This window comes from Halosimplex rarum (assembly GCF_047715405.1).
Classification (GTDB): Archaea; Halobacteriota; Halobacteria; order Halobacteriales; family Haloarculaceae; genus Halosimplex; species Halosimplex rarum.
On record NZ_CP180414.1, the window covers coordinates 42,397 to 66,180 of the forward strand.

The following is a 23,784-nucleotide window of genomic DNA, read 5'->3' on the forward strand; positions in this document are numbered from 1 at the left end:
TCGCGAGACACCGTTCTATCCAGATGTCGGACCCATCCACCGAGACAGACTCCGCGTTCGCGGAACCCGTCGACTACGCGGAGCCGGCGATCGACAGAGCGGCCCGCCGACTCGACGAGAAGTCCGTCGGCGACAGGATCAGGCTCGGTAGTCGAACCCGTCGACGGCTGGTGCTGCTGGTGACGGGGTATCTGGTGGTTCTCGCGGGGAGCGTGCTCGTCGTCGGCGACGGCCCCGCCGACACCCGGTCGATTCGGGCCCTGTTTCTCCCGGGCGTCTTCATCGCGGGGTTCGTCTTCGAGACGCTGGACTCTGCTTCGGGGATGGGGTTCGGCACGTCGCTGACCCCGCTGCTGCTGTCGTTCGGGTACGCGCCGCTGGAAGTGGTCCCGGTGCTGTTCGTCACGGAGACCGTGACCGGACTGCTCGCCGGCGCGCTCCACCACGAGTTCGGGAACGTCCAGTTCTCGGTGACGCCGCCGCTGACCGACGCCACCAGGGCGGTCGCGCTGCTGGCCGGCGTGGGCGTCCTCGGAACGCTCGCCTCGATCGGCTTCGCGTACCTCGTGGTCGAGCTGCCCGAACGAGCCATCGAGGTGTACGTCGCCGTGCTGGTCATCACTATGGGCGTCATCGGCCTCCTGCGGCAGTTCCTGCCGACCGAAGTGATCTACCGCCCGCGTAGACTCGCCGGGTTCGCGCTGCTGGCGGGCCTCAACAAGGGGATCTCCGGCGGCGGCTACGGGCCCATCGCGACGCTCGGACAGATCTACGCCGGCGTCTACGAGAAGACGGCGACGGCGATCACGTCGCTCGCGGAGGGGCTGGTGTCCCTCGTCGGCGCGTTCGCGTACTTCGGGCTGTTCCTCGGCGGCTTCCCGATCGAGTACGGCCTGTTCCCGTCGCTGTTCACGGGCGCGTTCCTCGCCGCGATCGTCGCGCCCTATCTCGTGCGCGTCCTCCCGGGCCGGGTGCTGAAGTACCTGATCCCGCTCTACGCCTTCGCCATCGGCGCGTTCGCGCTCGTCCAGCTACTCGGGTGAGCGCTCACCCCTCGTCGACCGGTGCCGATCGGGGGGGCTCCCGCACGAGGATCTCGACGACGAGTTTCGTCATCCCGAGGACGATCGGACCGACGAACAGACCGACGAAGCCGAAGACGGCGATGCCACCGAAGATACCCACGATCGTGACGGCGGGACTGAGCTGGGTCCCGCGCTCCATCACGAGCGGACGGAGGACGTTGTCGACCGTGCTGATCGCGACCGCTCCGAAGAGGAGCAGCCCGACGGCGGCGACCGGACGGTCGACGACGAGGAGGTAGAGCGTCGCCGGAATCCAGACGATCGAGGCGCCGACGAGCGGGATCATCCCCGTGACGAACGTCGCGGCGATCCAGAAGACGACGTTCGAGATGCCGAGGGCGAAGAAGGCGACGCCGAGCAGGACCGCCTGCGCCCCCGCGACGGTCACGGTGCCTACCAGTGAGTTGTACAGCAGCAGTCTCGATCCCTCGAACAGCTCCTCCCGGACCGCGGGTTCGACCGGGACCACTGCCCGGATCCACTCGACGGTCCGTTCGCCGTCCTTGAGCAGGTAAAACAGGACGAAGAACGTGACCGTGACGCCGATAAAGAGCTCGGGGAGCCCGCCGAGGATACTGAAGAAGTTGCCGAGGAGACCGGTCGCACCCGTTTTGATGGTGGCCGTCAGCGCGTCCTGAATCACCGCGATATCGACCTGAATCCCGAATCGGGTCGCGATCACGTCGTCGATCCGGGAGACGGCTCCGGGCTCGACCGTCCCCAGCAACCGGTTGGCCTGGCTCGCCGCGACGCCCATCACGGCAACGACCGGGAGCACGACGAGAAACAGGCCGACGAGTATCGTGACCCCGGCCGAGGGCCCCGAGCCGAGCCGATGCGAGAGTCGGTCGTCGATCGGGGTGAGGACGTACGCGAGGATCGCGCCGGCGAGGATCCAGTTGAGGAACGGCAGGACGATCAGCACGGAGAGCACTCCGGCGAGGATTCCGACGGCAGTGAGGAACCTGTTCGAACGATTCGGTCGTGCGCTCATGATCCGGCGAAGCTCCGGGAGACAGCGGTCACAGTCGTTGTTCGGACCGTCCTGACGATCGGATACCGGTGACGAGAGCCCACGAGCGGGTCACACCGTGCGGAGGGTGGGCCCGAGTCGGAATAAGTAGAGACGTGTTACTGCCGAGACATTCGTCGGGAGCGGCGGGAGCACGGGACCGGGGCGGTCACTCCGTCCCCTCGACGTGGGCTTCCATCACGTCGACGTTGCGCTTGTTGATCTTCCAGACGGCGTCGAGGAGCGTGCCCGCGACCGGGATCGATCCGGCGGCGAATTCGACGAGGACGCGCCCGAGCATCGCGACCACGCGCCGCGTCGGGACGCCGACCTCCACGGCCTTGAAGACGATGTACAGCGAGGCGAGCGCGGCCACGAAGTCGCCCGAGACGGGCGCGATCCCGAGGATGGGGTCGATCCCGACGCGGAACGACGTCCCCGGGACGGTGAACGATTCGTCGAGGGCGTGGGCGACCGAGCGGGCGCGGTCCAGCGCCGCCTCGTGGTCGGGTTCGGCTGTCGTTTCGCGGTCCGAGTTCGTGGTCGCGGCCATGGGATCCGTAGGGCCCGGCGACGATTACGTGTTTGGTCGGGGGGTCCGAGCGGCGCGCGGCTCAGGTGTCGATCTCGTGGCGCATCCGCGGCGATACCTCGTGGTCGCGGCGGTGGATCTTGTGGTAGAGCGCGTTCGTGATGACCGTCTCGTGGGCGCGGCGGAGCCGTTCGGAGAGCGCCTGGTGGGAGACGTCGAAGTACTCGGCGAGCTCCTCCTGGTTGACCGTCCGCGGCACGTCGTAGTACCCCGCCTCGTAGGCGCTACAGAGCGTCTCGTACTGGCGTTCGGTGAGCCCGAGGTGACCGTACTCGGCGGCCTCGGAGAGGCGGTTGATCCGTTCGAGCGAGAGGTCGATCCCGTACTCCGCGCAGAACTCGTCGGTCTCGGAGACGCGCTCGTGCTCGGGGAAGAAGATCTGGAGGTGCCAGGTGTCGCCCTGGCCGGAGGCGTCGAGGATCGTCGCGTCCTCCTCGGCGATGATCGAGACGAGGACGCGCACGCGGGTCGCCCACTCGACCCGGAACAGCGACTCGCCGTCGAAGTCGGCGAGCGCGTCGACGTCCTCCGTCGTCGGGTCGTTCACCAGCGCGTCGTGGAGCCGGTCGGTGTCCTCGCAGCCGGCCCAGAGGAACGGCATCACGTGCTCGGCCCCGTGCGCGACGAGGCGTACCATGCGTACCTCCGCGTCGGGAACTGTCGCCAGCGTCTCCGAGAGTGCGAACTGCTCCGCCGGAACGGTCGCCTCGACGATCGTGCTCATCGGGTACACGTTCGACTCGGCCGGCAAAAGAACGTGCCCCCTACGTGATTCGATCGCCGGTAATCGCGGGAATCCGGCCCGCTCGCGGCCGTGTCCGTCTCGACCTCCGCGCCCACAGGCCCGATAAGCCGCGCTTAACAGTGATGTCAGCGTGAAGCGCGCACCGGCGGACGACAGCGCGCCGTTCAGGTGACCGCTTCGGTCGTCTGGACGCGCGCGAAGCGCTCGGGGAGCGCCTGGGCGTCCTCGGGGAGGAGCGCGACCACGAGGTACGGCGCGTAGTCGGCGAAGTACTCGACCAGGTCGGCGATGCGCTCGGCGTCGATCGCCTCCAGGGAGTCGAGCAGGACGAACGGCACCTCCTCGTGGACGTCGTGGACGAGATACCCCGACAGCGCGACGACGAGGCCGATCACCTCCCGTTCGGACTCCGAGAGGTGCGCGACGGTGTCGTCGTACACCGACCCCGCCGGCGTCGACCGCACGACGTGGAGGTCGAAGGTGCTCTCGGGCGCGACCTCGTCGGCCGCCGCGTCGGTCTTGCGCTCGATCCACACCCGCTCGACGTTCTCGTAGCCGAGCAGGCCCAGCACCGTCTCCATGTGGTCGTTGAACGTCTCGACGGCCGCCCGCTCGACGTCCGCGATCCGCGAGCGCAGCGCCGCGAGCTCGTCCCGGTGGGTCTCGATCTCCGACTCCAGCCGGTCGCGGCGGTCGCCCTCCGCCTCGGCGGACTCGATCTCCGACTCCAGCGCGTCGATCGCCTCGTCGATCTGGCCGCGCTCGTACTCGAGTTCCGAGAGGCGCTGGTACTGGTCGAGCAGGTCGCTGTCGCGCAGGTCGTCGGACTCGGCCGCCTCCGCTTCCAGCTCCTCGATCCGCTCGCGTAGCTCCTCGGCCTGCCCGTCGAGGTCGTCGATGCGCGACTCCCGCCGTTCGATCTCCGCGTCGATGTCCTCCAGTTCGGCCGACAGCGACTCGTGCTCTCGGACGTCCGCGCGCAGGTCGCCCACGTACTCGCGCTGTTCGCCGATCTCGGTCCGTAACTCGTTGCGCTCGCGGCGCTTCTCGTCGACGACGGCGCGGAGGTCGTCGACGCGCTCCTCGATCGCCGCCCGCTCGACCGTCGTCCCGCAGGTCCAGCAGTCGACGGTCTCGGCGGTCGGGTCCAGCGCCGCGACGACGTCGTCGTCCCCGCCGTCGCCGGGCAGCGCGTCGGCGGACTCGCCGGCCAGCTCCTCGTTGAACTCGACGATCGACACGAGGTTGTTGATGGTGTTCTCGAGGGCGCGCCGGCGCTGCTGGAGCGCGTCGAGTTCGTCGGCCGCCTCCTCCAGTTCCGCCCGCGGCGCGTCGACCTCCTCCAGTTTCCCGGCGACGGTCTCGCGCTCGTCTTCGAGGGACTCGACGGAGTTGCGCTGCGTGTCGAGCCGGTCGCGGACGGCCTCGTACTCCTCGCGGGTCTCCCGGAGGTCCTCGACGACCCGTTCGGCGTCCTCGGCGTCGGTCGCGTCGATCTCCGCCGCGTCGACGGCCTCCTCGACGGACTCGATGCTGTCGACGACCGCCTCGCGCTCCTCGCGGCGCGCCTCCAGGCGCTCGCGGAGGTCGGGCAGCCGCTCGGCTTCGCGGTCGGCCTCGGCGAGTTCCTCCGAGAGGGTGCGCACCTCGCGCTGGCGGCGGTCGATCTCGGCGCGGATCTCCGCGGTGTCGATCGGGTCCATCACGACCTCGCGGAGGGCCTCGCCGTCGCCCCGCTCGACCGCCCGCCGCGCCGGGTTCGTCGCGAGCAGGCAGCTGTACAGGTCGACGATCGACTCGTCGTCGGTGTAGGGGTCGCCGCTGTCGGCGACGCTCCCGTTCGTGCGCTCGAAGCGGCGGGTGTATGTCTCGCCGCCGACGGCGAGTTCGACCGAGCCCTCGTCGGCGTCGGCCTTGAGTTCGCCAGCGCTGCCGCCCAGCGCCGCGGCTATCGAGCGCAGCAGGGACGTGCGGTTCGTCGCGTTCCGACCCGTGAGCACCGTCACCCCGGGGTCGAGCGTCACCTCCTCGTCGTCGATCCCCCCGAGGTTCCTGACGGAGACGGTCACGGACTCGTCGAGCGTCGTCATCTACAGTCCGGTGTGTCAGACGACACTTCAAGCTTTGGACGCGCTTACCGGGAGTATCGCCCGCTTACCGCTACGTCCGCGGCCGCTGGCAGCCGGAGAGCGAGACGGGGGCGGCGACGGGCGTACTTCCCCTCGCCGGGGCAAAAGTCCACGCCCGTCGTCAGCCGGGTGGGTGTGCGATCCGGGGCGGGCACGCCGGTTCCGGGGCGCGCGTCGCCGATTCTGAGGCGCGCGCAGGCGGGAGGTGGCGACTGCAAGCCCGCGCCCTATCCCGCGAGCGCCCGAATCGGGAGACGAATGGATATCGCGGAGGCCGTCACGACCGAGTATCGCGAGTTCGACGCCGAGACGCCGGTGTCGAAGCTGCTGGGCACGTTCCAGACGCACCGCGACCCGGGGCTGCTGATCGGTTCCGACGACGGGATCGTCGGCGTCGTCACGCGCAACGTGCTGATCAGTTCACAGCACGACCCCGACCAGAAGGCGCGGTCGGTCATGCGCGACGACGTGCCGCACGTCGACCGCGGCGACGACATCCGCGAGGTCGCCCGCCGGATGGTCGAGAGCGAGTTCACCATCCTCCCCGTCTACGACGGCGACGACTTCGCGGGCGTCGTCACCAACGAGAGCGTCGCCGCGGCGACCGAGCAGTTCCTCGACGCGGTCGACGTCAGCGACGTGTACAGCCGCGACCTGCGGTCGGTCGGGCCCGAGACGACCCTCGGCGAGGTGATCCACGAACTCCGCACCAACGCCATCTCCCGGGTGCCCGTCATCGACGACGGCGACGCCGTCGGGATGATCAGCACCTTCGACCTGCTGGAGTTCACGATCCGCGAGACGAACCAGGAACAGGGCGGTAACGCCAGCGGCTTCGGCGAGGGGTCGGTCGCGGGCGACACCTCGCAGACTCACGGCGGGTTCGGCGAGCGCGCCGGCGTCGAGACGCGCCTGCTCGACCTGCCCGCGCGCGACGTGATGAACTCGCCCGTCGCGACGACCGGGCCGACGACCGGCCTCGGCGAGGCCGTCCACGAGATGCTCGACGACGACTACTCCTCGCTGCTCGTCGAGATCCCCTCGGAAGGCGTCGACGGCATCGTCACGCTGACCGACGTGCTCCGGTCGCTCACCTGGACGCCCGACGAAGGGGGGACCCGTCTCCAGATCTTCGGCACGCGCTACCTCACCAGCATGACCAGAGAGGAGGTCGCGGACATCATCGACAAGGTCGAGGGCAAGTACGACGAGATGGACGTCATCGAGGCGTACGTCATCCTCCACAAGCACAAGGAGCGCCAGCGCGGGTCGCCGCTCATCCAGGCGACGATCCGGCTGTTCACCGACCGCGGCCGCTTCGCCGGCACCGGCGAGGAGTACGGCGACGCCCCCGCCATCCGCGCCGCGCGGGACAACCTCGAACGAACAGTACTAGACGACAAGGGACAGACGATGCAGGAGCGACGCGGGAAGCGCTCCCCCGAGGACGCCGAGCGGCTCCTCGGCTGGTGGCTCGAAACCTGATCCGGAGCGGCGAGCGACCGACCGCGGACGGCCGCCACGCACTCGGCACCGACGCGACACGGAGACCCCACACCATGGACACCGTTTCAAAATCGCGCGGCATGTACCCGAACGGCGAGATGAGCATGATCGGCTACGGCATCGCCGCGATCCTCTTCGTCGGCCTGTTGCCGCTCCTGCCGTTCTTCCTGCTGTACTACGTCGTCGACAAGCTCCTCGGCAGCGGTGGCGAGGCCGACTCCTAGATCGGAGTCGCCATCACCCGGCCGCTTACTCCCCTTCGACGATCCGCTTTGCCACCCGCAGGTCCCGCTCGAGCATCGGCTCCACGGCGTCGTCGTAGAACGTCGCCGCGGGGTGGTACGTCGGCAGGACGAGCCGGCCGTCCACCTCGTAGGTCTCGTCGCGCAGGTCCCGGACCGGCTCGTCGCTGTCCAGCAGCGCGCCGCTGGCCACCGACCCCAGCGTCACGACGACCGCGGGGTCGACCCGGTCGAGCTCCGCGTCCAGCAGCGGCTTCCAGGCCCGCCGCTCGTCGGCGGTCGGGTCGCGGTTCTCCGGCGGGCGCACCTTCACGAGGTTCGTGACGTAGACGGCGTCGCGGTCGATCCCGGTCGTCCCGAAGAGGCTGTCGAGTCGGCTCCCGGCGCGGCCGACGAACGGCTCGCCTTCCTCAACCTCCGTCGCGCCGGGCGCCTCGCCGACGAACGCGATGTCGGCGTCGGCCGGCCCGACACCGGGGACGAACCGCGAGCGGTCCACGAACTCGTCGGGGACGGCGTCGAGCTCCTCCGCGAACAGCGCCTCGAAGTCGAACTCGGCCATGCGCCCGGTTGGGCGCGGACGGCAAACGGGCTTTCGACGGCGCGTGCCGCCGGCGCGGGGCGAGCGCCGGGAACAGACACTTCCGGATCGTCGGCCAAAGGCGATCGATGCCAGACGACGGCGATTCGTACGACCCGGACCCGGAGCGCGTCCAGCAGCGCGCGGTCGACCGTCGCCGCGAGCGGACGGGGATCGTCGAGGACGAACTCGGTCGCGTCGGCGACATGCTGGGCGAGGCCAAGTACCCCACCACCACCGAGGAGCTCGCCGTCGAGTACGGCGACCAGCAGATCGACCTCGGCAACGAGACGGAGTCGCTGGGGTCGGTGTTCGACCGGCTCGTCGACGAGCGCTTCGAGTCCGCCGAGGAGGCCCGGGAGGCGATCTACCACGAACTGACCGGCGAGGCCGCCGGCCCAGAGGAGTACAACGAGGGTCGGCCGCTCGACCCCATCGACGACGACGAGCGCGACGGCGCGACTCGCCGGACCGAACCCGGGGGTGGAGCCCAGGAACCAGACCACGACCTCGACGACGACCCCCGTCCGGAGTGACCGCGCGTGGGCGACCGGATCACGGAAGACGACGTCGGCAAACCCGTCGTCCACGACGGCGAGCGGGTCGGGAAGCTCGTCGACTACGAGAACGAGACGCCCTTTGTCGACCCCAACCCCGGGATCGCCGAGACGGTCGCGGCGAAACTCGGCGTCGAAGACCACGGGAAGGCGGCCTTCCCGCTCGAACGCGAAGCGGTCGCCGACGTCGGCGACGAGACGATTCGTCTGCGAGTCGACCTGTAGGAGCCGACGGAACCCCGGGCATCCCCGTCAGCCGGCCGAGTACGACCAGGAGGTCCTCCTCGCGGGCGAGCGCGCTTGCAAACCCACCGTCAAACTTGATGGCGTCACCCCGCTAACCGGCCGGTCGGAGCGACACATGAGCCAGACCTACGAATCTATCTCCGACCAGCAGTCTAGCGAACGACAGAACACCGGTCAGCAGCCCGCGACCGGCGGACAGAGACAGTCCGGGACACCGACCGCCCCGGTCGGTCAGCTGTTCCCGACGCGGAGCTATCTCTCACAGGAGGTCAGAACGACGAGCATCGGCGTCCTCAACCAGTGCCTCGCCGACCTCACGGCGGTCACCATGCAGCTCAAGTCCGCCCACTGGAACGTCAAGGGCCACGAGTTCTACCAGCTCCACGAGCTCTTCGAGGACCTGGCCGAGGAGTTCGACGCGTTCATCGACGAGGTCGCCGAGCGGGCCAGCGCCCTCGGGGGCCGCCCCCCAGGCACCGCCCGCGAGGTCGCGCAGAACACGACGATCCCGGCGCTCCCCTCACAGACCACGGAAGGCGTGGCGCTCGTCGCCGAGCTGGCGGACCGACTGGCGATCCTCGACGCGAACCTCTACGAGCAGCTACAGACGGTCACCCAGCAGAACGACCTCGACACCGCCGACCTCCTCAACGAGATCTCCCGGGCGGTCGCCAAGTCGCTGTGGTTCCTGGAGGCGCACCTGCAGGGCGCGCCCGCTGCGGGGAGCCAGCACGGCGGGCAGTCCTCCGGGCTGTCGATGACCACCACGGGCTTCCAGCAGTCGCCGAACTCGCAGACCCCCCAGCAGTAAGCGGCGTCGCGGCGTCGAGGTCGTCGCCCGCGTAAGCAGGCAGTTACTGCGGGGGAACTGTCGAACGGTCGGAAAGAACTTCAGCGGGACGGGTGACCCGCTGGCATGGCGGACAACCAGACGGAGCAGTCCGAAGAGGCCTCGATCGTCCACCGGCAGTTCGACACCGACCAGGACGACCCCGCGACGGCCGTCGCGGAAGCGGTGGCGGACATGGAGAACTGTGAGTCGACGGACCTCGCGACGATGTACGAGCACGTCGACCACGTGATCGACCACCTGTTCTCGAACCCGCCCTCCCCGGAGGCCCAGATCCAGGTCGAGTTCACCTACGAGAGCTACCGGATCACCGTCGACCAGGACGGCAGCGCCCGGTTCGTCCGGGTCGACTGACCGCGACGCCCTCCCGGGGTCGACTGGACGACCGACGCGACAGCGAGGTCGCGCTCCGGACGGACTCGTTGCCTGACGGCCCGGTTCGCCGGGACCAGAGTTTTGCACGAGGGACCCCAATCGGAGGTATGAGCGGACGAGGCGAAACTCCCGACGAGGAATCGGACCAGGAAGCCACCGACGAGGCCACGTCGCTGTCGTTCGGCCAGACGCTCTACGACGAGAACGGCATCCCCGTCGGGTCAGTCCGCGGGATGGAGGAGAGCGGCGTGTTCGTCACGACCCGGGACGGCGTCGAGTCGCTCAGCGTGGAGCACGCCCGCTCGGGCCACTCGTTCGGCGAGGCCGAGCTCATGTGGCGCTGCACCGAGTGCGGCGAGATGGGCGAGATCGAGGACGGGCTCCCCGACGAGTGTCCCAACTGCGGCACCGAGAAAGAGAACCTGATGTACTGGACGGAGGACTGAGGATCCTATCGGGCCGACTGGTCGCCCGCCGCAGCGGCGCGGATCGGACATCGACAGCGTCACCGCCGCCGGGCGCGCCCGACCGGTCGGCCCGCGGGGCCGCAGAACAGACGGCACGGAGTGCGACGACCGGAAACCGACGGGTCTACCGCTCGGCGCCGCTCACTGGCCGCCCATGTCGTAGGGGCGCTGTCGGGGGCCGCCCGGCTGTTGCTGCATCTGCTGTTGCTGGGCGACCTGCCCGCCGGGCCCGGTCGGCGCGCCCGGCGGCGTCCCCCGGGCGCGCTCTGTCGCGGCCGTCTGCTGCCCGCCGACAAGTTCGTCCGGCAGGACGAACTTCAGTTCGGTGATGGGGACGAACCCGGTCGCCCGACGCTCCTCCTCCTCGGCTTCCTCCTCGTCCTCGGAGCGCGTCTCGCGCCGGCCCTGCTCCTGGTAGAGGAGCACGCCGGAGTCGACCGCCTCGAAGTCGTTACACTGGATCGCGGTACCGTCCTTACAGATTACGTGCATCGTGAAACACCACCGGCGGTTCGGCGCGTGCTCCAATAAGTATCGGCGAACTATCACACCCGGACCCCGCGGGTACCGTCGGGTTACCGGCGAATTCGCCCGAAGCTACGGTCACCCCGTCGAAATTCGCTCCCGCGGGCGCGCTCGGCTCGGTCGCGTCCACGGATCGACTCCTCGCGGGGCGCGGCCGATGGTCGGCGGACGTCGAGGAAACGGCCCCGTGCGGTCGTAACCCCCGGCGACTCAGAAGTTTTCGACAGGCATCTCCTCGGTAGTCGACTCGCTCTCCGCGACGCGCCCCTGGTTGGGCTGCTGGCCGTCGGGCGTCGTCCCGCTGGTGGGCTCGAACTGATCGTCCAGCGACGTTCGGGGCGGCTGCGGGGGCTGCGTCTGGAATTGCGCCGGCGGGCGGGTGGTGACGCCCGACTGGAACTGCGGGAGCGACCCGGCGGGCGGCGCCTGCGGCCGCTGGTCGGTGGGCCGCTGCGTGCCCTGGTCGGTCGCCTGTGCGCCGGACGGCGGTTGTCCGATCGCGGACGGCTGCTGGTGGGTCGTGGCGGGCGACTGCTGGTACTGCCCGGTCCCCGGCGCCTGCTGCGGGGCAGGAGGCTGTTGCCGAGGCGCAGTCGGCTGTTGCCGAGGCGCAGTCGGCTGTTGCCGAGGCGCAGTCGGCTGTTGCTGCGGACCAGGGGGCTGTCGCTGTGGCACCGGTGGCTGCTGCTGCGTCGTCGCCTGTTGCTGTGGTATCGGCGGTGACTGCTGCTGCTGCTGCGGACCAAGGGGCTGTTGCTGGGGCCCGGTCGGCTGTTGCTGAGGCTGCGCCGGCGGCCGGTACTGGGCGTCGCCGTTGGGCTGGCCCTGCGGCGGCTGTCCGGGCTGGTTGGCCGTCCCAAACGGTGGTGTCGCGGCCCCGTTCGCCTGGCTCCCGTTTCCAGTGGCGCTCGTCGCGAACTGCTGCGTCGAGGCGAGCCCCTGCTGCCCGATGTCACTCGCCTGCTGCATCCCCTGCTCGGCCATCTGGGTCGTCTCGCGCGCCGTGTCCTCGACCGTCTCGAGATACGCGTCGATCGCGTTCCGGGTGAGTTCGACGCTCTGGTTGCTCATCCAGTTGCTCATCTCGAGCCCGTCGAGCATGAGCTGGGCGGCGTTTCGCTGGAAGTCGACGGTCCCCTCGATCGGGATCTCCATGGCCCGTTCCATGGCGCGCTGGCTGTTCTCGAGTGTGTTCTGCTGGAGTTCGATCGCTTTGCTGAAGATCTGATTTGTCTGACTCATTGGTAGTACGGCGGAACTGCGGCGGTGAGCGGGCGGTGCGTGTCGCGGACGGCGTCTCGCCTGTCCACTGGCAGTCGCTGGCGGCGACTGGCCGGCCCCGCAACGCCGTCGGCTGCAACGCAATCGAACCGCGGGATTCCCATAAATCGGCCGTACTGTTCAGGCCGAATGCGCACGTTCGAGGGGTACTACCGCCAGAAACGGCGATTTTCGATCGCGGCCGCACCGAGTAATCAGTCGTCGTTTCGGGACAGTCACAACCGAGCGGCGCGCGCCGTCGGTAAGGAACTCCTGACCGACGCCCCGGTCGCGAGCGAGAAAAACCAGAGAGCGGAGAGCGGAGCGGCCGTTACCGCTGGGGCTGCTGGGGCTGGGCCGGCTGACGCGGCGGCACGATCGCGATCTGTCCGTCGCTGTACACCGTCACCTGATGACCCCAGATGGTGAACGACAGGTGACCGTTGATCCGCGGGCTGCCGTCGTCTTTCGGCTTGAACAGGCGGTCCATGGCCTCCGGGTCCACGTGGTCGTTGAGGGTGAAGCCCGTGTCCGTCACGTCGACACCGGTCACGTCCGAGATTGCGTGTGCAAGCGTCGTCGTCAGCTCCGCCGACCCCTCGAAGTCGTGTTTGACGTAGTACGTCTGCGCATCCCCGGCACGCTGGCCCTCCTGGGCGACCGGTTTGACGTACGTTTGGTTGCGATACATTGTTTGTGACAAGCTCTCATTATCCATCGATTACTAAAAGCCTTTCTGCTCGGTCAACTGTTAGTACACGGACCCAATCCGCCGACGCGAGCGGGTTCGCAGGCGCCTCGGGCCGTCCGCAACTGCGCGGAACGCCCGGTAATCTCGGCTTATTCGCGGCGATCCGTCCGGCTCCGAGCGCTACCCGACAGCCGCGAAAACCGATCGATCATTCACACGGTCTCCGAACGCGTCAGTTCCTCACACCCGGTTGCTCCTTGCGATCGGGCGGGCTCCCGATCGTCGACGAGGCGTCCGCAGCCAGCCCGACAGCCGGCGTGCGGCCCGGTCTGGAGAGCGGCGACCGTGGCGTCCCCGTCTCGGCGGCTCCCTGTATTCGCAAGCCGAATCGTATCGGGCCAGCCAGTCGGAGAGGGGACGCATGCAACGTCAGCAGACAGCCACCGGCACGAAACGCGACGCGATAACCGACGGCGCCCGCTACCTGGCGCGCGAGCTGATCCGCGAACCGGTCAAGGAAGCCGTCAAGGAGGCCCTCCGGGAGGAAGCAGACGTCAGAGCGGCCGACGAGGACGGCGGCGGCGCGACGGTGTCCTACGCCGAGGACCAGACGGACGACGACGGCGGCTCCGGCGGTCCGTCGATGGGACTCGTGGTCCTGGGTCTCGCCGTCGCGGCCGGCGCCGTCTACGCCCTCCGCAAGCGAGGCGGCGAGACCGAGCAGTCAACCTGGTCGGAGTTCGACGACCAGCGCGCCTCCGGGACCGAGTCGACCGAGTACGGCTCGTCGGAGCCGACGGGCACTGCCGCCGGCGAGTCGAGCGCGTCCACGACGACCGAGTGAGCGCCGGGCCGGGACTGACCGGTTCGTCGGGCGACCCCCTCAGGGGCCGATGACGTTCTCGATGAGCGTGCGGTGGCCCCGTCGCAGCCGCTCGGAGAGCGCCTGGTGGGACACGTCGAGTTCGTTCGCCAGTTCCTCCAGCGTCGCCTCCCGCGGCACCTTGTAGTAGCCGCGGTCGAGCGCCGCCTTGACCGTCGTGAACTGCTCGTCGGTCAGGTGAAAGCCGCCGAGCGAGGGGGCGTCGTCGAGGTTGTAGATCCGCGTCACGTCGAGGTCGATGTCGTGCTCCGCGCAGGCGTCGTACGTGCGCGAGACGGCGTCGTGCTCGGGGAAGAACACTCTGAACGTCCAGCCGTCGTCCGTCCCGCGGGCGCTGACGATCGCGCCCTCCTCCTCGACGAGCACGTGCGTGACGAACCTGATCCGCGCGGTCCAGCGCATTCGAAACAGCGAGTCGTGGTTGCGTCGCGAGACGAGCGACACGTCGTCGGTCGTCTCGTCGGCCTCCAGGGCCTCCGCGACCTCCGGCGAGTCGGCGTCGGTGACCCACAGCAGCGGGACGACGCGGTCGGTGCCGTGCGTGACGAGCCTGACGGCGTCGAACTCCGCCTCGGGGAGTTCCTCGAACGTGTCCGCGAGCGCGAACTGCTCGGCCGGCAACCCGGCTTTGACGATGGTACTCATCTGAACACCGGGCCTTCGCGTTCGCCGGCCAATAGTATACGGACCCCACCGTTGCAAATGCCGGGTTAGCGTACCGAAAGGCCCCGATTACCCGACGGGCCGTTCGCGTAAATCGGCCCCTTGCCGTCGCAAGGAGACGCTCCCGTCTCTCCCATCGCTCCCACCCCGGCCGCGTCCCGCGGCGGGCCCAGCGCGCGCTCGCGATTCGTCCGATTCACCCGTCGTCGCAGCCGTACGCGCCGTCACCGCGCGGTTCGTCGCCGCGCTCGGGCGGCGTCGCGCGGTCGCGCTCGGGTCGTCGGAGCCGCGCGAGCGGGAACAGGTAGCGTCGCGGGTCCCGGCGGGTCGAGACCGCCTGCGGGTACACCGCCTCGACGACCGGCTCGTCGGGCGGATAGCCGTCGTTTCCGGGGTAGCTCGCGACGGTGCGGTCGTCGTCCGGGAGCGCGACCACGTCCGCCGGTCGCCCGGGCTCGGAGACGACCAGCAGCGGCGTTTCCTCGTCGGCCTCCGCGTCGACGACCACGTCGCCGGGCTCCAGGTGGCACTCCGCGCACAGCGCCGGCGGCGAATCCGCGGCGGAGACGGCCACTTGACGGTCGCATCCCCGACAGGGGACCGTCCGCTCCGCCGGCGGCGGCACCCGGCCGAGGTTGATCTCGATGGCGACTCGCCTGACGTGTTCACAGCGCGCGTCGTCGGCCGACTCGGGACAGGAGCAGTCGCTCGGCGCCAGCGAGACGTACTGGGTTCCGTCCTCGCAGTCGACGAGGTAGCCGTCGCCGAACGGCCGGACCGTCATCGCCTCCGTCCAGGCCCGACGGGACGCCTCGTCGAGGGCCCCGCCGTCGACTCGCTCCGCCGGCACCAGCGGCTGGTCCGAGAGTGACGCTCGTGTGTTTCTCGTTCGCGTCATAGTGTGGGACGCCCGACGCCGATCGGCCACCCCGCCGCGATCCGCGGGTCTACGCGTGAGCGGCGGCGGGAGGCGCCCGCATCGGGCAGTTCCGTGGCGATGGGGTATGCTATCTACCTCCCTAAACCCTTCGCGGGTACGTCGATCGTACCGTCCCGAATCGGTCCGATCGCCCGGTGTGCCGACGCCCGCTCATCTAGAGGTACGAGGCGTCCCAGCGAGTCGCCTTGCGCCGGTTCCCGCAGTCGTTGCACTCGATGTGGCCCATCGAGTCCATCGCCGTGGCGACCGACTCGCAGTTGCTGCAGTACCAGCCGTACTTCTCCTCCAGGTCCTCGGTCCGATAGGCGGCGTAGAACGGCGCCTTCGACCCGCGCTCGCCCTCGCTGAAGTTTACAAATAGCTCGCCCTCCGAGGTCTCGACGGCCTCGACGACCGATTCGTCGGCCACGTCGCCGATCGCTCGCTGGTAGACGTACTCCTCGTGAGTCTCGTCGGCGACGGTCACCTCGCGCTCGTCGACCCGCTCGAAGCCATCGGTCTCGTAGAACGACCACCCCTCCTCGTTCGCCGAGAGCACGTCCCCCTGGAGGACCCCCGCGCCGCGCTTCTCGAAGGTCTCCTGGGCGGCGCCGAGCAGCTGCCGCGCGAGCCCCTCCTCGCGCGCGTCGGGCGCGACGTGCAGCCAGTGGATCTCCCCGACCGGCGGGTCGGCGTCCAGCAGGGCGCCCTGGACGAACCCGACCACCTCGTCGTCGTCTTCGGCGACCTGCCAGTACGTCGTCTCCTCGTCGAGCAACTCGGCGACGCGCTCCTCGTCGTACCACTCGCCGACCACCTCGTCGATCGTCTCGTCGTCGAGCACGTGGCCGTACGAGGCGCGGAGCGACTCGCGCGCGGCGGTTGCGATCCCGTCGGCGTCGCTGGTCCGGGCGTCCCTGACTTCCATACCCGTCCTTCGACCGCCGCCCCTGTAAAGTCCGGGCACCGTTCTTTTTTCCGGCGAGGGCCCGAAACACGGACGCATGACCGACTCCGACTCCAGTGCCGACAGCGACGACGCACCGGCGGGCGCGCGGATGATGCTCGAGCCCGACGCCATCCACGAACAGGAGGACGGGCTCGCGGTCGACTGCCCGCAGTGCGGCGCGACCGTCACCATCCAGCACATCATCGAGGAAGGCTACTGCCCGGGCTACGTCGACGGCGACGAGATGAACGCCGAGAGCGACGACGAGACCCCGCGGGAGGGCGGCTGCGGCGCGCAGCTGTCGCTCGAACTCGTCTGGGAGAGCTGAGCGATGCGCCGTCGAACCGCGGTCGATTTCCCGCCGACCGGCCGACGGGTGGGCGAGACACACCGCGGGCGCCCGTAGGAGCGGAGACATGTCGAGCGAAGTCCTGGACGCGCTCCGGACCCAGGGGCGCGGCGTCACCGGCGCGCTCCTCGTCGTCGGGGTAGCGATGACGCTGACCGCGGAGATCTGGTGGCTCAGCTGGCAGCTCCCCGTCCTCCACCTCGTCGGCTTCGCGGCCGTCGGGCTCGGGACGGTCTTCGTCCTCACCCGGAAGGTCGGGTTCAGAGACGGCAACGGCGGCGACGAGCCCCTCCACCGGGTCCTCGCGGACTTCGCCGAACTCGTCGCGCAGAGCTTCGTCGCCGCGTTCGTCGTCCTGCTGGTCTTCGGCGTCGTCACCCTCGGCGACCCCCTCTCGTCGGTCGTTCGCCTCGGCCTCGTCCTCGTCGTCCCCTTCGGCTTCGGCGCGGCGCTGGCCAACCGGCTGCTCGGCGAGACCGACGCGCCCATCGAGGAAGAGGCGTTCCCGCGAAACCTCGCCGTGTTCGTGCTCGGCGCGGTCTTTCTCACCTTCCCGGTCGCGGCGACCGAGGAGGTCGTCGTCATCGCGCGCAACGCCGGCTGGCCCCGACTGGCGGCTATCGTGGTTCTCTCGGTCGGCGTCGTCCACCTCGTCCTGCACGAACTGGAGTTCCGCGGCCACCGCGACCGCATCGAGGGCCGCACGCACGTCCTCCAGCTCGGCACCGCCGCGACCGCGTACGTCGTCGCGCTCGCCGTCGCCGCCGTGTTGCTCCTCGGGTTCGGGCAGTTCAACGGCCGCGCCCCCATCGAGTCCGTCCAGCTCACGGTCGTCCTCGGGTTCCCCGCCGCCGCCGGGGCCAGCGCCGGCGAGGTGGTCCTCTGATGGGCGACCGAACCGGCGACGACGGCGATTCCGGCGGCGGCGACACCGACGACGCCGGCCGCTCCAGGGACGTGAGCGACGGGACGACCGACAGCGCCGAACATCCCGACACCGTCGACGAGCCCGGCCAGTCCGACGGGACCGGCGAACCCACCGAGGGAGAGAGCGACCGCTCCGGGCGCGGCGGCTACTCGAACGCCGCCGACGCGGACGACGTCGACGGGACGAGCGGGGAGCCGCCGGACGAGGCCGCGGTCTCGGCGGCCGAGCGGGCGGTGATGGTCGTCGCGCTGGCCGTCACCGTCGGGCTCTTCGCGTTCGCGCTCTGGCAGGCGCTGGCCGCCTCCGCGGCGGTCGATCCGAGCGCGAACGTCACGAGCGTGCAGGGAGCGACCGAGAACGCCACCTACTACGGCGTCACGCTCCGGAACGAGGGCGACGCGGGCCTCGTCTCGGCGACCGTCGCCGTCGACTGTCCCCGTCCGTCCCGACAGGTCACTTTCGAGAACGTCCCCGCGAACGCCCACCGGAACGCGACCGTCCGGTGTCCCAACGGGACGACGCCGACGGCCGACGTCGTTTCCTGGATCCCCGCCTGAGTCCCCGGTCCACCGGGGTTCCGACCCGCCGGACCGTCACCCGCGACCCGGTCGGGAGCCGCCCCGCCCCTACGGGGTCTATCCCTTCCGGTCGACACCGAGGACGACCTCGTCTTCCTCGATGCGGGCGATGTGGTCGTTTTCGACGGGGTAGGTGTCCTCGTCGTCGTGGCCGCTCCAGCCGAGCGCGGTCCGGATCCGGTCGGTGATCGATGGGTGCGGGTCGACGTACATCTGCCCGTCGTCGACGGCCGTGACCATCCCGATCTCGTCTCCGCTGGCGTTGACCACCGTCTTCCCCTCGTCGTCCTCCGACGGCATCGCGGCCTCGCCGGTCGTCATCGTCTCGTCGGCCTCGACCGTCTCGGCCGCCGTGGTCCGTTCGTCCTCGTCGAGAGACTCCGTATCCTCCATCCCCGCCTCGCGCTCGGCGGCGAGGTCCCTGTCGTACTCCGCGGGTTCGACGATGTCGCTCTCTACGGCCGTGTGCGAGATGGTCTCCGAGGAGAGGGTCTCGGCGTCGCGCACCTCGCCGGAGACCATCCGGCGGATGGACAGGTCCTCCTCGACCACCTGGCTGCGGATCAGGTGCGTCTCGATGGTGTCGTCGTCGCGGAACCGGCTCTCGACGTGTCCGTGTTCGATCGCCCGGTCGGCCGCGTGCTTCGAGTCGACGAGTTCGCCCTGGAGTACCGTCCGCTCGACGCCCTCCAGATCCACCGTCTCCCGGATGGTGTCGCTCTCCAGCGTGTCGGTCTCTTCGACGTCCGTCTCCACGATCCGGCTCTCTATCGTGACTCGCTCGACGTTCTCCTTCGTGACCGTCCAGGCCTCGTCGATCGTGACATCCACGTCGCACTCGACTTCCGATCGGGTCCCGGTGCCGAAGGTGTTCAGCGCCTCGATGCCGGTGTCGGTCATGTCTACGTTCGTGACCTCGCAGTCCTCGACCTCCCGGGAGATCAACTCTGCGTCGACGGTGTCGGACTCGATCATCTCGCGATCGGTGACCTCGCTCTCGACGGTCACTTCCTCGACGATAGTACGCTCGACGACCGAGCGCTCGGTGAACTCCGACCTGACCGTCTCCCCCTCGAGCAGGCGTTCCTCGACGTCTTCGTCCGTGATCGCCGCGTGCCCGACCACCTCGTTCCGGTCGACTATCTCCATTTCGTCCGTGTCGTCGTGACGGACGGCGACCATCTCGTGTTCGTCCATGCCGGTCTCGAAATCGGTCCAGTCGAGCTGCTCGTGGTGCTCTTCGAGGTCCGACTCGCGGACGAACGCCATCCGCGTCTCACCTCCCTCCTCGTATCGGACGGGGACGGCCTCGTGTGTCTCCCCCCAGTTCCTGATCGTATCCGTGTCTGTCGTGATCTGGCTCTCTCGCCGTGTGTCTCGTTCTCCCGACATCACACGGACGTTCGGGGTGACGACTCAAAAGAACACAGTCAGTTCAGTCGCGCTCGGTCCGGTATCGTCGGCATACCCGAGAGTTGTCCCCGTTTTACCTGCGAGGGTTGCGTGCGCAACCTCTCGGCTTTCCGCGCGAGGACCCGTATGCGAACTGCTGTCAGCCATGAAGACACAGTACACATCGACGATCCTGCAGACAGATGTATCGGACACCATCCAACAGACGATCGGCGACATCGTCGCGTTCCTGCCGCGGCTGGTCGGTGCGCTCATCATCCTGCTCGTCGGCTGGCTGGTCGGCATCGCGCTCGGGAAGGCCGTCCAGCGGCTGACGGACGCGATCGAACTCGATCGGATGACGATGGACACCCCGCTCGGGCGAGTCATGGGCGGGTCCGAAGGAGCCGTCTCGGCCACGTTCGGCAAGCTGGCCAAGTGGTTCGTCATCGCCTTGGCGGTCCTGGCGGCCGCGAACGTCCTCGCGATCGAGTTGCTCTCGGAGTGGGTCGGGACGGCCGTCTCGTACCTGCCGGCGTTCATCGCCGGCCTGCTGGTGATCGTCGTCGGCTTCGTCGTCGCCGACTTCATCGGCGACGCGATCATGAAGACGCGGGCAGCCACGGAGACGGCCTACACGTCGTGGTTCGCCACGGGAACACGCATGTTCCTGTACTTCACCGCCATCGTCATCGGCCTGGACACGATGGGAATCGACGTCAGCATCCTCTACACGTTCGCCGAGGCCTTCGCGTGGGGGCTCGCGGCCGCCGTCGCCATCGGCGCCGGCATCGCGCTCGGCTGGGGCGGCCACTCCTACGTCGCCGAGAACATCGAACGCTGGATGGGATCGGCCAGGTCGGCGACGCCCGAGCCCAGCGGTGCGACCGCTACCGACGGCGGGTCGGACCGCGTCACCGACGGCGGGTCCGACCGCTCGACCGAGGACGGTGCAGACGACGACTGACTCCCGACCGTGACGGGGTCTCCACGACGAGCGGGGCCACCGTGACCCCGCTCGCGAGCGGACGAGTGGCGGCCGGCGGGTGATTCCACCCGATGGACCCGTCGTCGGCAGTTCTCGCGGAACGCGTCCTCCCGGCGGTTCTCGCAGTCGCGCTCGCGTCGACCCACCTCCTCGCCCGCAGCGAACTGTTCCTGGCCCGGCTCTCGCGGGGCCGGTTCCTCTCGTTCGCGGGCGGCGTCTCGGTCGCATACGTGTTCGTCCACGTGCTCCCGGAGATCGACGACTTCCGGAAGCCGATGAACGAACACGCGCTGATCGCCCTCCCGACCGAGAAGGAGGTGTATCTCGTGACGATGCTCGGCTTCATCACCTACTACGGGCTCGAACAGCTGGCCCACCAGTCCGCCGAGCAGTCGCTGGACGACAGGCCGAGTCCCGGGATCTTCCGCGTTCACGTCGGGTCCTACGCGGCCTACAACGCGATCGTCGGCTACCTGCTCTTCCATCAGGAGGCGCCCGGCGTCAGTAACCTGCTGCTGTTCGCGCTCGCGCTCGGGCTGCACTTCCTGTTGAACGACGTGTCGCTGGAAGACCGACACGAGGAGGCCTACCACCGGACCGGCCGCTGGGCGCTCGCGGTGGCCGTCCTCGTCGGCGCCGGCGTGGGCTCGGTCACCGAACTCGACCGGGCGACGCTCGGCCTCCTCTTCGCCTTCCTCGCCGGCGGGATCATGCTGAGCGTCGTCCGCGAGGAGGTGCCCGCCGACCGAGAGGGCAAGTTCTGGTCGTTCACCGCCGGCGTCGCCGTCTACACCGCGGTGCTCCTCGTCGCGTGACCGTCGCGCGGTGCCGCAGTGCTCTCGTGCGTGGCACCACGTCCAGACGGCGCGCCGAGCGTGTTCCTGGCGCGCCGACCGCTCCGGGCCTTCAGTCGCGGTCGGCCTCCCACTCCGGTGCGCGCTCCCGGCGGTAGGCGTCGAGGTGGTCGCGGGCGGTCTCCAGGTGCGACGTCGGCAGCTCCGCGAGGTCGTCCCCCAGCGTCGTGAACTGTCGTTCCATCTCCTCGAGTCGGTCGCCCATCGCGGCCTCGTCGACCGGGTCCTCGTCGAGCGTCTCCAGCGCCTCGCGGATCGAGGCGAGCTGTTCCTCCGCGGTCGGATCGTCGGTGATCTCGCGGGCGGAATCGATCGCGTCTCGCGCCTCGGCTAGCCTCCGGTCCATGCCGCCACGTACGGGACCCAGCGGGAAAGGTGTCAGGACGGTCGATACCGGCCCCTAGAGAGCCTGTATCGGCCGTTCGTAGATCGTCGTCCTCAGGGCCCAGTCTATTCCTTTAGGCACCGTCCTGATGTGGGTAGCGCCGAAACGTGCCAATCATGACTCACGGGGTTGACAATCCAGCGGTCAAAGAGGAGCGTGCAGCGGACTCGAGCGACCACGGCGAACGGCTCGCGGACGTGCTCGACGACCCGCACTGCCGCTACCTGCTGAAGTACCTCCGGGACACCGGCGAGCCGGCCTCCGTCTCCGAGGTCGCGACCTACGTCGTCTCTCAGCTCACCGACAGCCCGCCGGACGAGGTCTCGACCGACGTCGAGCGACGCGTCCAGACCTGGTTCTACCACGGACAGCTGCCGATGCTCGACGACTACGGCGTGATCGACTTCGACCCCGACTCCGGGACCGTGCAGCTCGCCGAGGACTCGGCCGCGTGAGGGGCGCGGCTTCGACGAGCCCGTTCGGACCGCCAGCGACATTCTTCGACGTTCGAGAACCCGGTAACGAGCGATTCCGGCGTCGATCGAGCCACTGAACGCACGACGGCGGCGAGTATCCTCTCGTTAGATCGGTCCGGGAATCCGGCGCTATCCCCGGCGATCGCTAAGCGACGTGTAACTATGCCCCGGTACGGCCTTGTCGAAACTGGGCAGACCGACCACCGCCGAGCGACGAGCGGTGCGATCACCCACCGATCACTACTATGGACCGACACAGTTCAAACCACAGCGACCAGCAGCGACAGTCGAACCGCAACCAGCGACACGACCAGCAGGGCCAGCACGTCCAGCAGGGTCACCAGCAACAGGGCCAGCAGGGCCAGCACGTCCAGCAGGGACAGCAGGGACAGCAGGACCAGCACGGGCAGCAGGGACACCACCAGCAGAGTCAACAGCATCAGTTCGGTGACCAGCAGGGCCGCCATCAGCAGGGCATGCAGCACGGGCAGCAGCACCAGGGCCGGCAGAGCCAGTTCGGACAGCACCGGTCGGGCGGACAGGGGCGACACCAGCAGCACCAGCAGGGCCAGCAGGGCCACCAGCAGCAGGGCCGGCAGTACGGACAGCAGTCCTACGATCAGGGACCGTACGGCACACAGCAGGACTACGGGAACCAGCGGGAGCGCGGATCCGGCGAGTTCGGCGAGCGGAGCCGCCAGCACCAGGTCGGACAACAGGGTCAGCAGCCGGGTCACCAGCAACAGCGCCGACAGCAGCACCAGCAGAGTCAGCAGCACGGCGGACAGCAACACCAGCAAGGCCACCAGCAGCAGGGCACACAGCACGGGCAGCAGCGCCACCAGCAGCAGGGCACACAGCACGGGCAGCAGCGCCACCAACAGCAGGGCACACAGCACGGCGGACAGCAACACCAGCGCCAGCAGCGGGGCCAGCAGGAAGGCCAGCTGTATCAGCGCGGCCAGAACCAGCAGGGCCAGTTCGGTCACGGCCGGCAGGCCGGGCAACACGGAAATCAGGCACAGCAGGGTCAGCAACACCGAAGCCAGCAACAGCAGGGCCAGCAGGGACAGCACGGGCAGCAGCGCCACCAGCAGCACGGTGGCCAACAGCATCAGCAACAGGGGGGCCAGCAGCACCAGCAGAGCCTCTACCAGGAGCACCGGAGCGGTGGCGAGCACGAGCAGGAGAGCGACCACTACAGTTCGGGGGGTCGGTGACGATGGCCGACCGAACGACCGTCTCCGACGACGACCAGGGGAAACCCATCGTCGACGAACACGGCGAGAAGATCGGCGTCGTCTCCGAGGTCCGCGGCGGGACCGCCTACGTCGACCCGGACCCCGGGATCACCGACAAGGTGTCGTCGAAGATGGGCTGGAGTAGCGCCGACAAGGACGACTACCCGCTTCCCGCCGACGAGATCGGCGTCATCACCGACGACGAGATCCGGCTCTCCTAACGGGGGGTCCGCTCCGGCCGGCGAGAGCCGCTCAGCGCCACTGTTTCGACGTTCCCATTTCTCCCACCCCCGGTAATCACGTTTTTTCGCGCCGCT

At 69.0% G+C, this 23,784-nt stretch carries 30 protein-coding genes; 16 read left to right on the forward strand and 14 right to left on the reverse strand.

What is annotated here, in order from left to right; genetic code table 11:
* Positions 1-23: 23 nt before the first annotated feature.
* The gene (locus tag ACMGFH_RS22720) at positions 24-1,043 is read left to right on the forward strand and encodes a sulfite exporter TauE/SafE family protein (protein WP_415383577.1); all 1,020 of its coding nucleotides are present in this window, start codon (positions 24-26) and stop codon (positions 1,041-1,043) included.
* Positions 1,044-1,047: 4 nt separating this feature from the next.
* Here ACMGFH_RS22720 and ACMGFH_RS22725 read toward each other — a convergent pair whose 3' ends face one another.
* From ACMGFH_RS22725 to ACMGFH_RS22740, 4 genes are all read right to left on the reverse strand, one after another.
* Positions 1,048-2,079 carry an AI-2E family transporter gene (locus tag ACMGFH_RS22725; RefSeq protein WP_415383579.1) on the reverse strand — a complete coding sequence of 344 codons (1,032 nt, stop codon included), beginning with the start codon at positions 2,077-2,079 and terminating at the stop codon, positions 1,048-1,050.
* A gap of 187 nt (positions 2,080-2,266) precedes the next feature.
* A complete protein-coding gene (locus ACMGFH_RS22730; protein WP_415383581.1) occupies positions 2,267-2,650 on the reverse strand; it encodes a DUF4112 domain-containing protein in 384 nt (127 codons plus the stop codon).
* A gap of 61 nt (positions 2,651-2,711) precedes the next feature.
* Positions 2,712-3,413, reverse strand: a complete 702-nt coding sequence (locus ACMGFH_RS22735; protein WP_415383583.1) for a helix-turn-helix domain-containing protein — start codon at positions 3,411-3,413, stop codon at positions 2,712-2,714.
* Between the two features lie 185 nt (positions 3,414-3,598).
* Complete coding sequence (locus ACMGFH_RS22740) at positions 3,599-5,524, reverse strand: archaea-specific SMC-related protein (protein WP_415383585.1); 1,926 nt, start codon at positions 5,522-5,524, stop codon at positions 3,599-3,601.
* Positions 5,525-5,821: 297 nt separating this feature from the next.
* Here ACMGFH_RS22740 and ACMGFH_RS22745 point away from each other — a divergent pair, with 297 nt between their 5' ends.
* The gene (locus ACMGFH_RS22745; RefSeq protein WP_415383586.1) at positions 5,822-7,048 is read left to right on the forward strand and encodes a CBS domain-containing protein; all 1,227 of its coding nucleotides are present in this window, start codon (positions 5,822-5,824) and stop codon (positions 7,046-7,048) included.
* Between the two features lie 74 nt (positions 7,049-7,122).
* Positions 7,123-7,293, forward strand: coding sequence for a hypothetical protein (locus tag ACMGFH_RS22750; protein WP_415383587.1), 171 nt, complete (start codon positions 7,123-7,125; stop codon positions 7,291-7,293).
* A gap of 25 nt (positions 7,294-7,318) precedes the next feature.
* On the opposite strand, the gene ACMGFH_RS22755 is transcribed toward ACMGFH_RS22750, so the two are convergent.
* Positions 7,319-7,873, reverse strand: coding sequence for a uracil-DNA glycosylase (locus ACMGFH_RS22755; protein WP_415383588.1), 555 nt, complete (start codon positions 7,871-7,873; stop codon positions 7,319-7,321).
* 107 nt (positions 7,874-7,980) lie between these two features.
* On the opposite strand from ACMGFH_RS22755, the gene ACMGFH_RS22760 reads away from it, so the two are divergent.
* The 5 genes from ACMGFH_RS22760 (at position 7,981) to ACMGFH_RS22780 (ending at position 10,365) form a co-directional block, all read left to right on the forward strand.
* Positions 7,981-8,427 carry a hypothetical protein gene (locus ACMGFH_RS22760; protein ID WP_415383589.1) on the forward strand — a complete coding sequence of 149 codons (447 nt, stop codon included), beginning with the start codon at positions 7,981-7,983 and terminating at the stop codon, positions 8,425-8,427.
* 6 nt (positions 8,428-8,433) lie between these two features.
* Entirely contained in the window at positions 8,434-8,673 is a 240-nt protein-coding gene (locus ACMGFH_RS22765) for a hypothetical protein (RefSeq protein WP_415383590.1), read from the forward strand.
* Positions 8,674-8,809: 136 nt separating this feature from the next.
* The gene (dps, locus tag ACMGFH_RS22770) at positions 8,810-9,505 is read left to right on the forward strand and encodes a DNA starvation/stationary phase protection protein Dps (RefSeq protein ID WP_415383591.1); all 696 of its coding nucleotides are present in this window, start codon (positions 8,810-8,812) and stop codon (positions 9,503-9,505) included.
* 105 nt (positions 9,506-9,610) lie between these two features.
* Positions 9,611-9,898, forward strand: a complete 288-nt coding sequence (locus ACMGFH_RS22775; RefSeq protein WP_415383470.1) for a HalOD1 output domain-containing protein — start codon at positions 9,611-9,613, stop codon at positions 9,896-9,898.
* Positions 9,899-10,026: 128 nt separating this feature from the next.
* Positions 10,027-10,365: a hypothetical protein gene (locus tag ACMGFH_RS22780; protein WP_415383472.1), complete on the forward strand. Its 339-nt coding sequence runs from the start codon at positions 10,027-10,029 to the stop codon at positions 10,363-10,365.
* A 162-nt stretch (positions 10,366-10,527) separates the two neighbouring features.
* Here ACMGFH_RS22780 and ACMGFH_RS22785 read toward each other — a convergent pair whose 3' ends face one another.
* From ACMGFH_RS22785 to ACMGFH_RS22795, 3 genes are all read right to left on the reverse strand, one after another.
* Complete coding sequence (locus ACMGFH_RS22785; RefSeq protein ID WP_415383473.1) at positions 10,528-10,878, reverse strand: hypothetical protein; 351 nt, start codon at positions 10,876-10,878, stop codon at positions 10,528-10,530.
* A 243-nt stretch (positions 10,879-11,121) separates the two neighbouring features.
* Complete coding sequence (locus tag ACMGFH_RS22790) at positions 11,122-12,153, reverse strand: hypothetical protein (protein WP_415383474.1); 1,032 nt, start codon at positions 12,151-12,153, stop codon at positions 11,122-11,124.
* A gap of 349 nt (positions 12,154-12,502) precedes the next feature.
* On the reverse strand, positions 12,503-12,862 hold the full coding sequence (locus ACMGFH_RS22795) for a HalOD1 output domain-containing protein (protein ID WP_415383476.1): 360 nt from the start codon (positions 12,860-12,862) through the stop codon (positions 12,503-12,505).
* A 421-nt stretch (positions 12,863-13,283) separates the two neighbouring features.
* Here ACMGFH_RS22795 and ACMGFH_RS22800 point away from each other — a divergent pair, with 421 nt between their 5' ends.
* Complete coding sequence (locus tag ACMGFH_RS22800; protein ID WP_415383478.1) at positions 13,284-13,706, forward strand: hypothetical protein; 423 nt, start codon at positions 13,284-13,286, stop codon at positions 13,704-13,706.
* Positions 13,707-13,745: 39 nt separating this feature from the next.
* Here ACMGFH_RS22800 and ACMGFH_RS22805 read toward each other — a convergent pair whose 3' ends face one another.
* The 3 genes from ACMGFH_RS22805 to ACMGFH_RS22815 form a co-directional block, all read right to left on the reverse strand.
* On the reverse strand, positions 13,746-14,390 hold the full coding sequence (locus tag ACMGFH_RS22805; RefSeq protein ID WP_415383479.1) for a helix-turn-helix domain-containing protein: 645 nt from the start codon (positions 14,388-14,390) through the stop codon (positions 13,746-13,748).
* A 214-nt stretch (positions 14,391-14,604) separates the two neighbouring features.
* Positions 14,605-15,306 carry an SWIM zinc finger family protein gene (locus tag ACMGFH_RS22810; RefSeq protein ID WP_415383480.1) on the reverse strand — a complete coding sequence of 234 codons (702 nt, stop codon included), beginning with the start codon at positions 15,304-15,306 and terminating at the stop codon, positions 14,605-14,607.
* A gap of 196 nt (positions 15,307-15,502) precedes the next feature.
* Entirely contained in the window at positions 15,503-16,255 is a 753-nt protein-coding gene (locus ACMGFH_RS22815; RefSeq protein ID WP_415383481.1) for a GNAT family N-acetyltransferase, read from the reverse strand.
* Positions 16,256-16,331: 76 nt separating this feature from the next.
* On the opposite strand from ACMGFH_RS22815, the gene ACMGFH_RS22820 reads away from it, so the two are divergent.
* From ACMGFH_RS22820 to ACMGFH_RS22830, 3 genes are all read left to right on the forward strand, one after another.
* A complete protein-coding gene (locus ACMGFH_RS22820; protein ID WP_415383483.1) occupies positions 16,332-16,604 on the forward strand; it encodes a hypothetical protein in 273 nt (90 codons plus the stop codon).
* 88 nt (positions 16,605-16,692) lie between these two features.
* Positions 16,693-17,511 carry a DUF2391 family protein gene (locus ACMGFH_RS22825; protein WP_415383484.1) on the forward strand — a complete coding sequence of 273 codons (819 nt, stop codon included), beginning with the start codon at positions 16,693-16,695 and terminating at the stop codon, positions 17,509-17,511.
* The gene (locus ACMGFH_RS22830) at positions 17,511-18,110 is read left to right on the forward strand and encodes a hypothetical protein (protein ID WP_415383485.1); all 600 of its coding nucleotides are present in this window, start codon (positions 17,511-17,513) and stop codon (positions 18,108-18,110) included. The genes ACMGFH_RS22825 and ACMGFH_RS22830 overlap by 1 nt, the downstream gene beginning before the upstream one ends.
* Before the next feature lie 78 nt (positions 18,111-18,188).
* On the opposite strand, the gene ACMGFH_RS22835 is transcribed toward ACMGFH_RS22830, so the two are convergent.
* Positions 18,189-19,523, reverse strand: coding sequence for a hypothetical protein (locus ACMGFH_RS22835; RefSeq protein WP_415383486.1), 1,335 nt, complete (start codon positions 19,521-19,523; stop codon positions 18,189-18,191).
* 166 nt (positions 19,524-19,689) lie between these two features.
* On the opposite strand from ACMGFH_RS22835, the gene ACMGFH_RS22840 reads away from it, so the two are divergent.
* Complete coding sequence (locus ACMGFH_RS22840) at positions 19,690-20,490, forward strand: mechanosensitive ion channel family protein (RefSeq protein WP_415383488.1); 801 nt, start codon at positions 19,690-19,692, stop codon at positions 20,488-20,490.
* A 92-nt stretch (positions 20,491-20,582) separates the two neighbouring features.
* The gene (locus tag ACMGFH_RS22845; RefSeq protein ID WP_415383489.1) at positions 20,583-21,326 is read left to right on the forward strand and encodes a hypothetical protein; all 744 of its coding nucleotides are present in this window, start codon (positions 20,583-20,585) and stop codon (positions 21,324-21,326) included.
* 91 nt (positions 21,327-21,417) lie between these two features.
* On the opposite strand, the gene ACMGFH_RS22850 is transcribed toward ACMGFH_RS22845, so the two are convergent.
* Positions 21,418-21,711 (reverse strand): hypothetical protein, encoded by a 294-nt coding sequence (locus ACMGFH_RS22850; protein WP_415383490.1) that lies wholly within the window; start codon positions 21,709-21,711, stop codon positions 21,418-21,420.
* Positions 21,712-21,866: 155 nt separating this feature from the next.
* Between ACMGFH_RS22850 and ACMGFH_RS22855 the strand changes: the two genes are divergently transcribed.
* Positions 21,867-22,205, forward strand: a complete 339-nt coding sequence (locus ACMGFH_RS22855; protein WP_415383491.1) for a hypothetical protein — start codon at positions 21,867-21,869, stop codon at positions 22,203-22,205.
* Positions 22,206-22,486: 281 nt separating this feature from the next.
* Here the strand turns inward: ACMGFH_RS22855 and ACMGFH_RS22860 are convergent, their stop codons facing one another.
* On the reverse strand, positions 22,487-23,425 hold the full coding sequence (locus ACMGFH_RS22860) for a hypothetical protein (protein WP_415383492.1): 939 nt from the start codon (positions 23,423-23,425) through the stop codon (positions 22,487-22,489).
* Between the two features lie 23 nt (positions 23,426-23,448).
* On the opposite strand from ACMGFH_RS22860, the gene ACMGFH_RS22865 reads away from it, so the two are divergent.
* Positions 23,449-23,688, forward strand: coding sequence for a PRC-barrel domain containing protein (locus tag ACMGFH_RS22865; protein ID WP_415383494.1), 240 nt, complete (start codon positions 23,449-23,451; stop codon positions 23,686-23,688).
* Positions 23,689-23,784 lie beyond the last annotated feature (96 nt).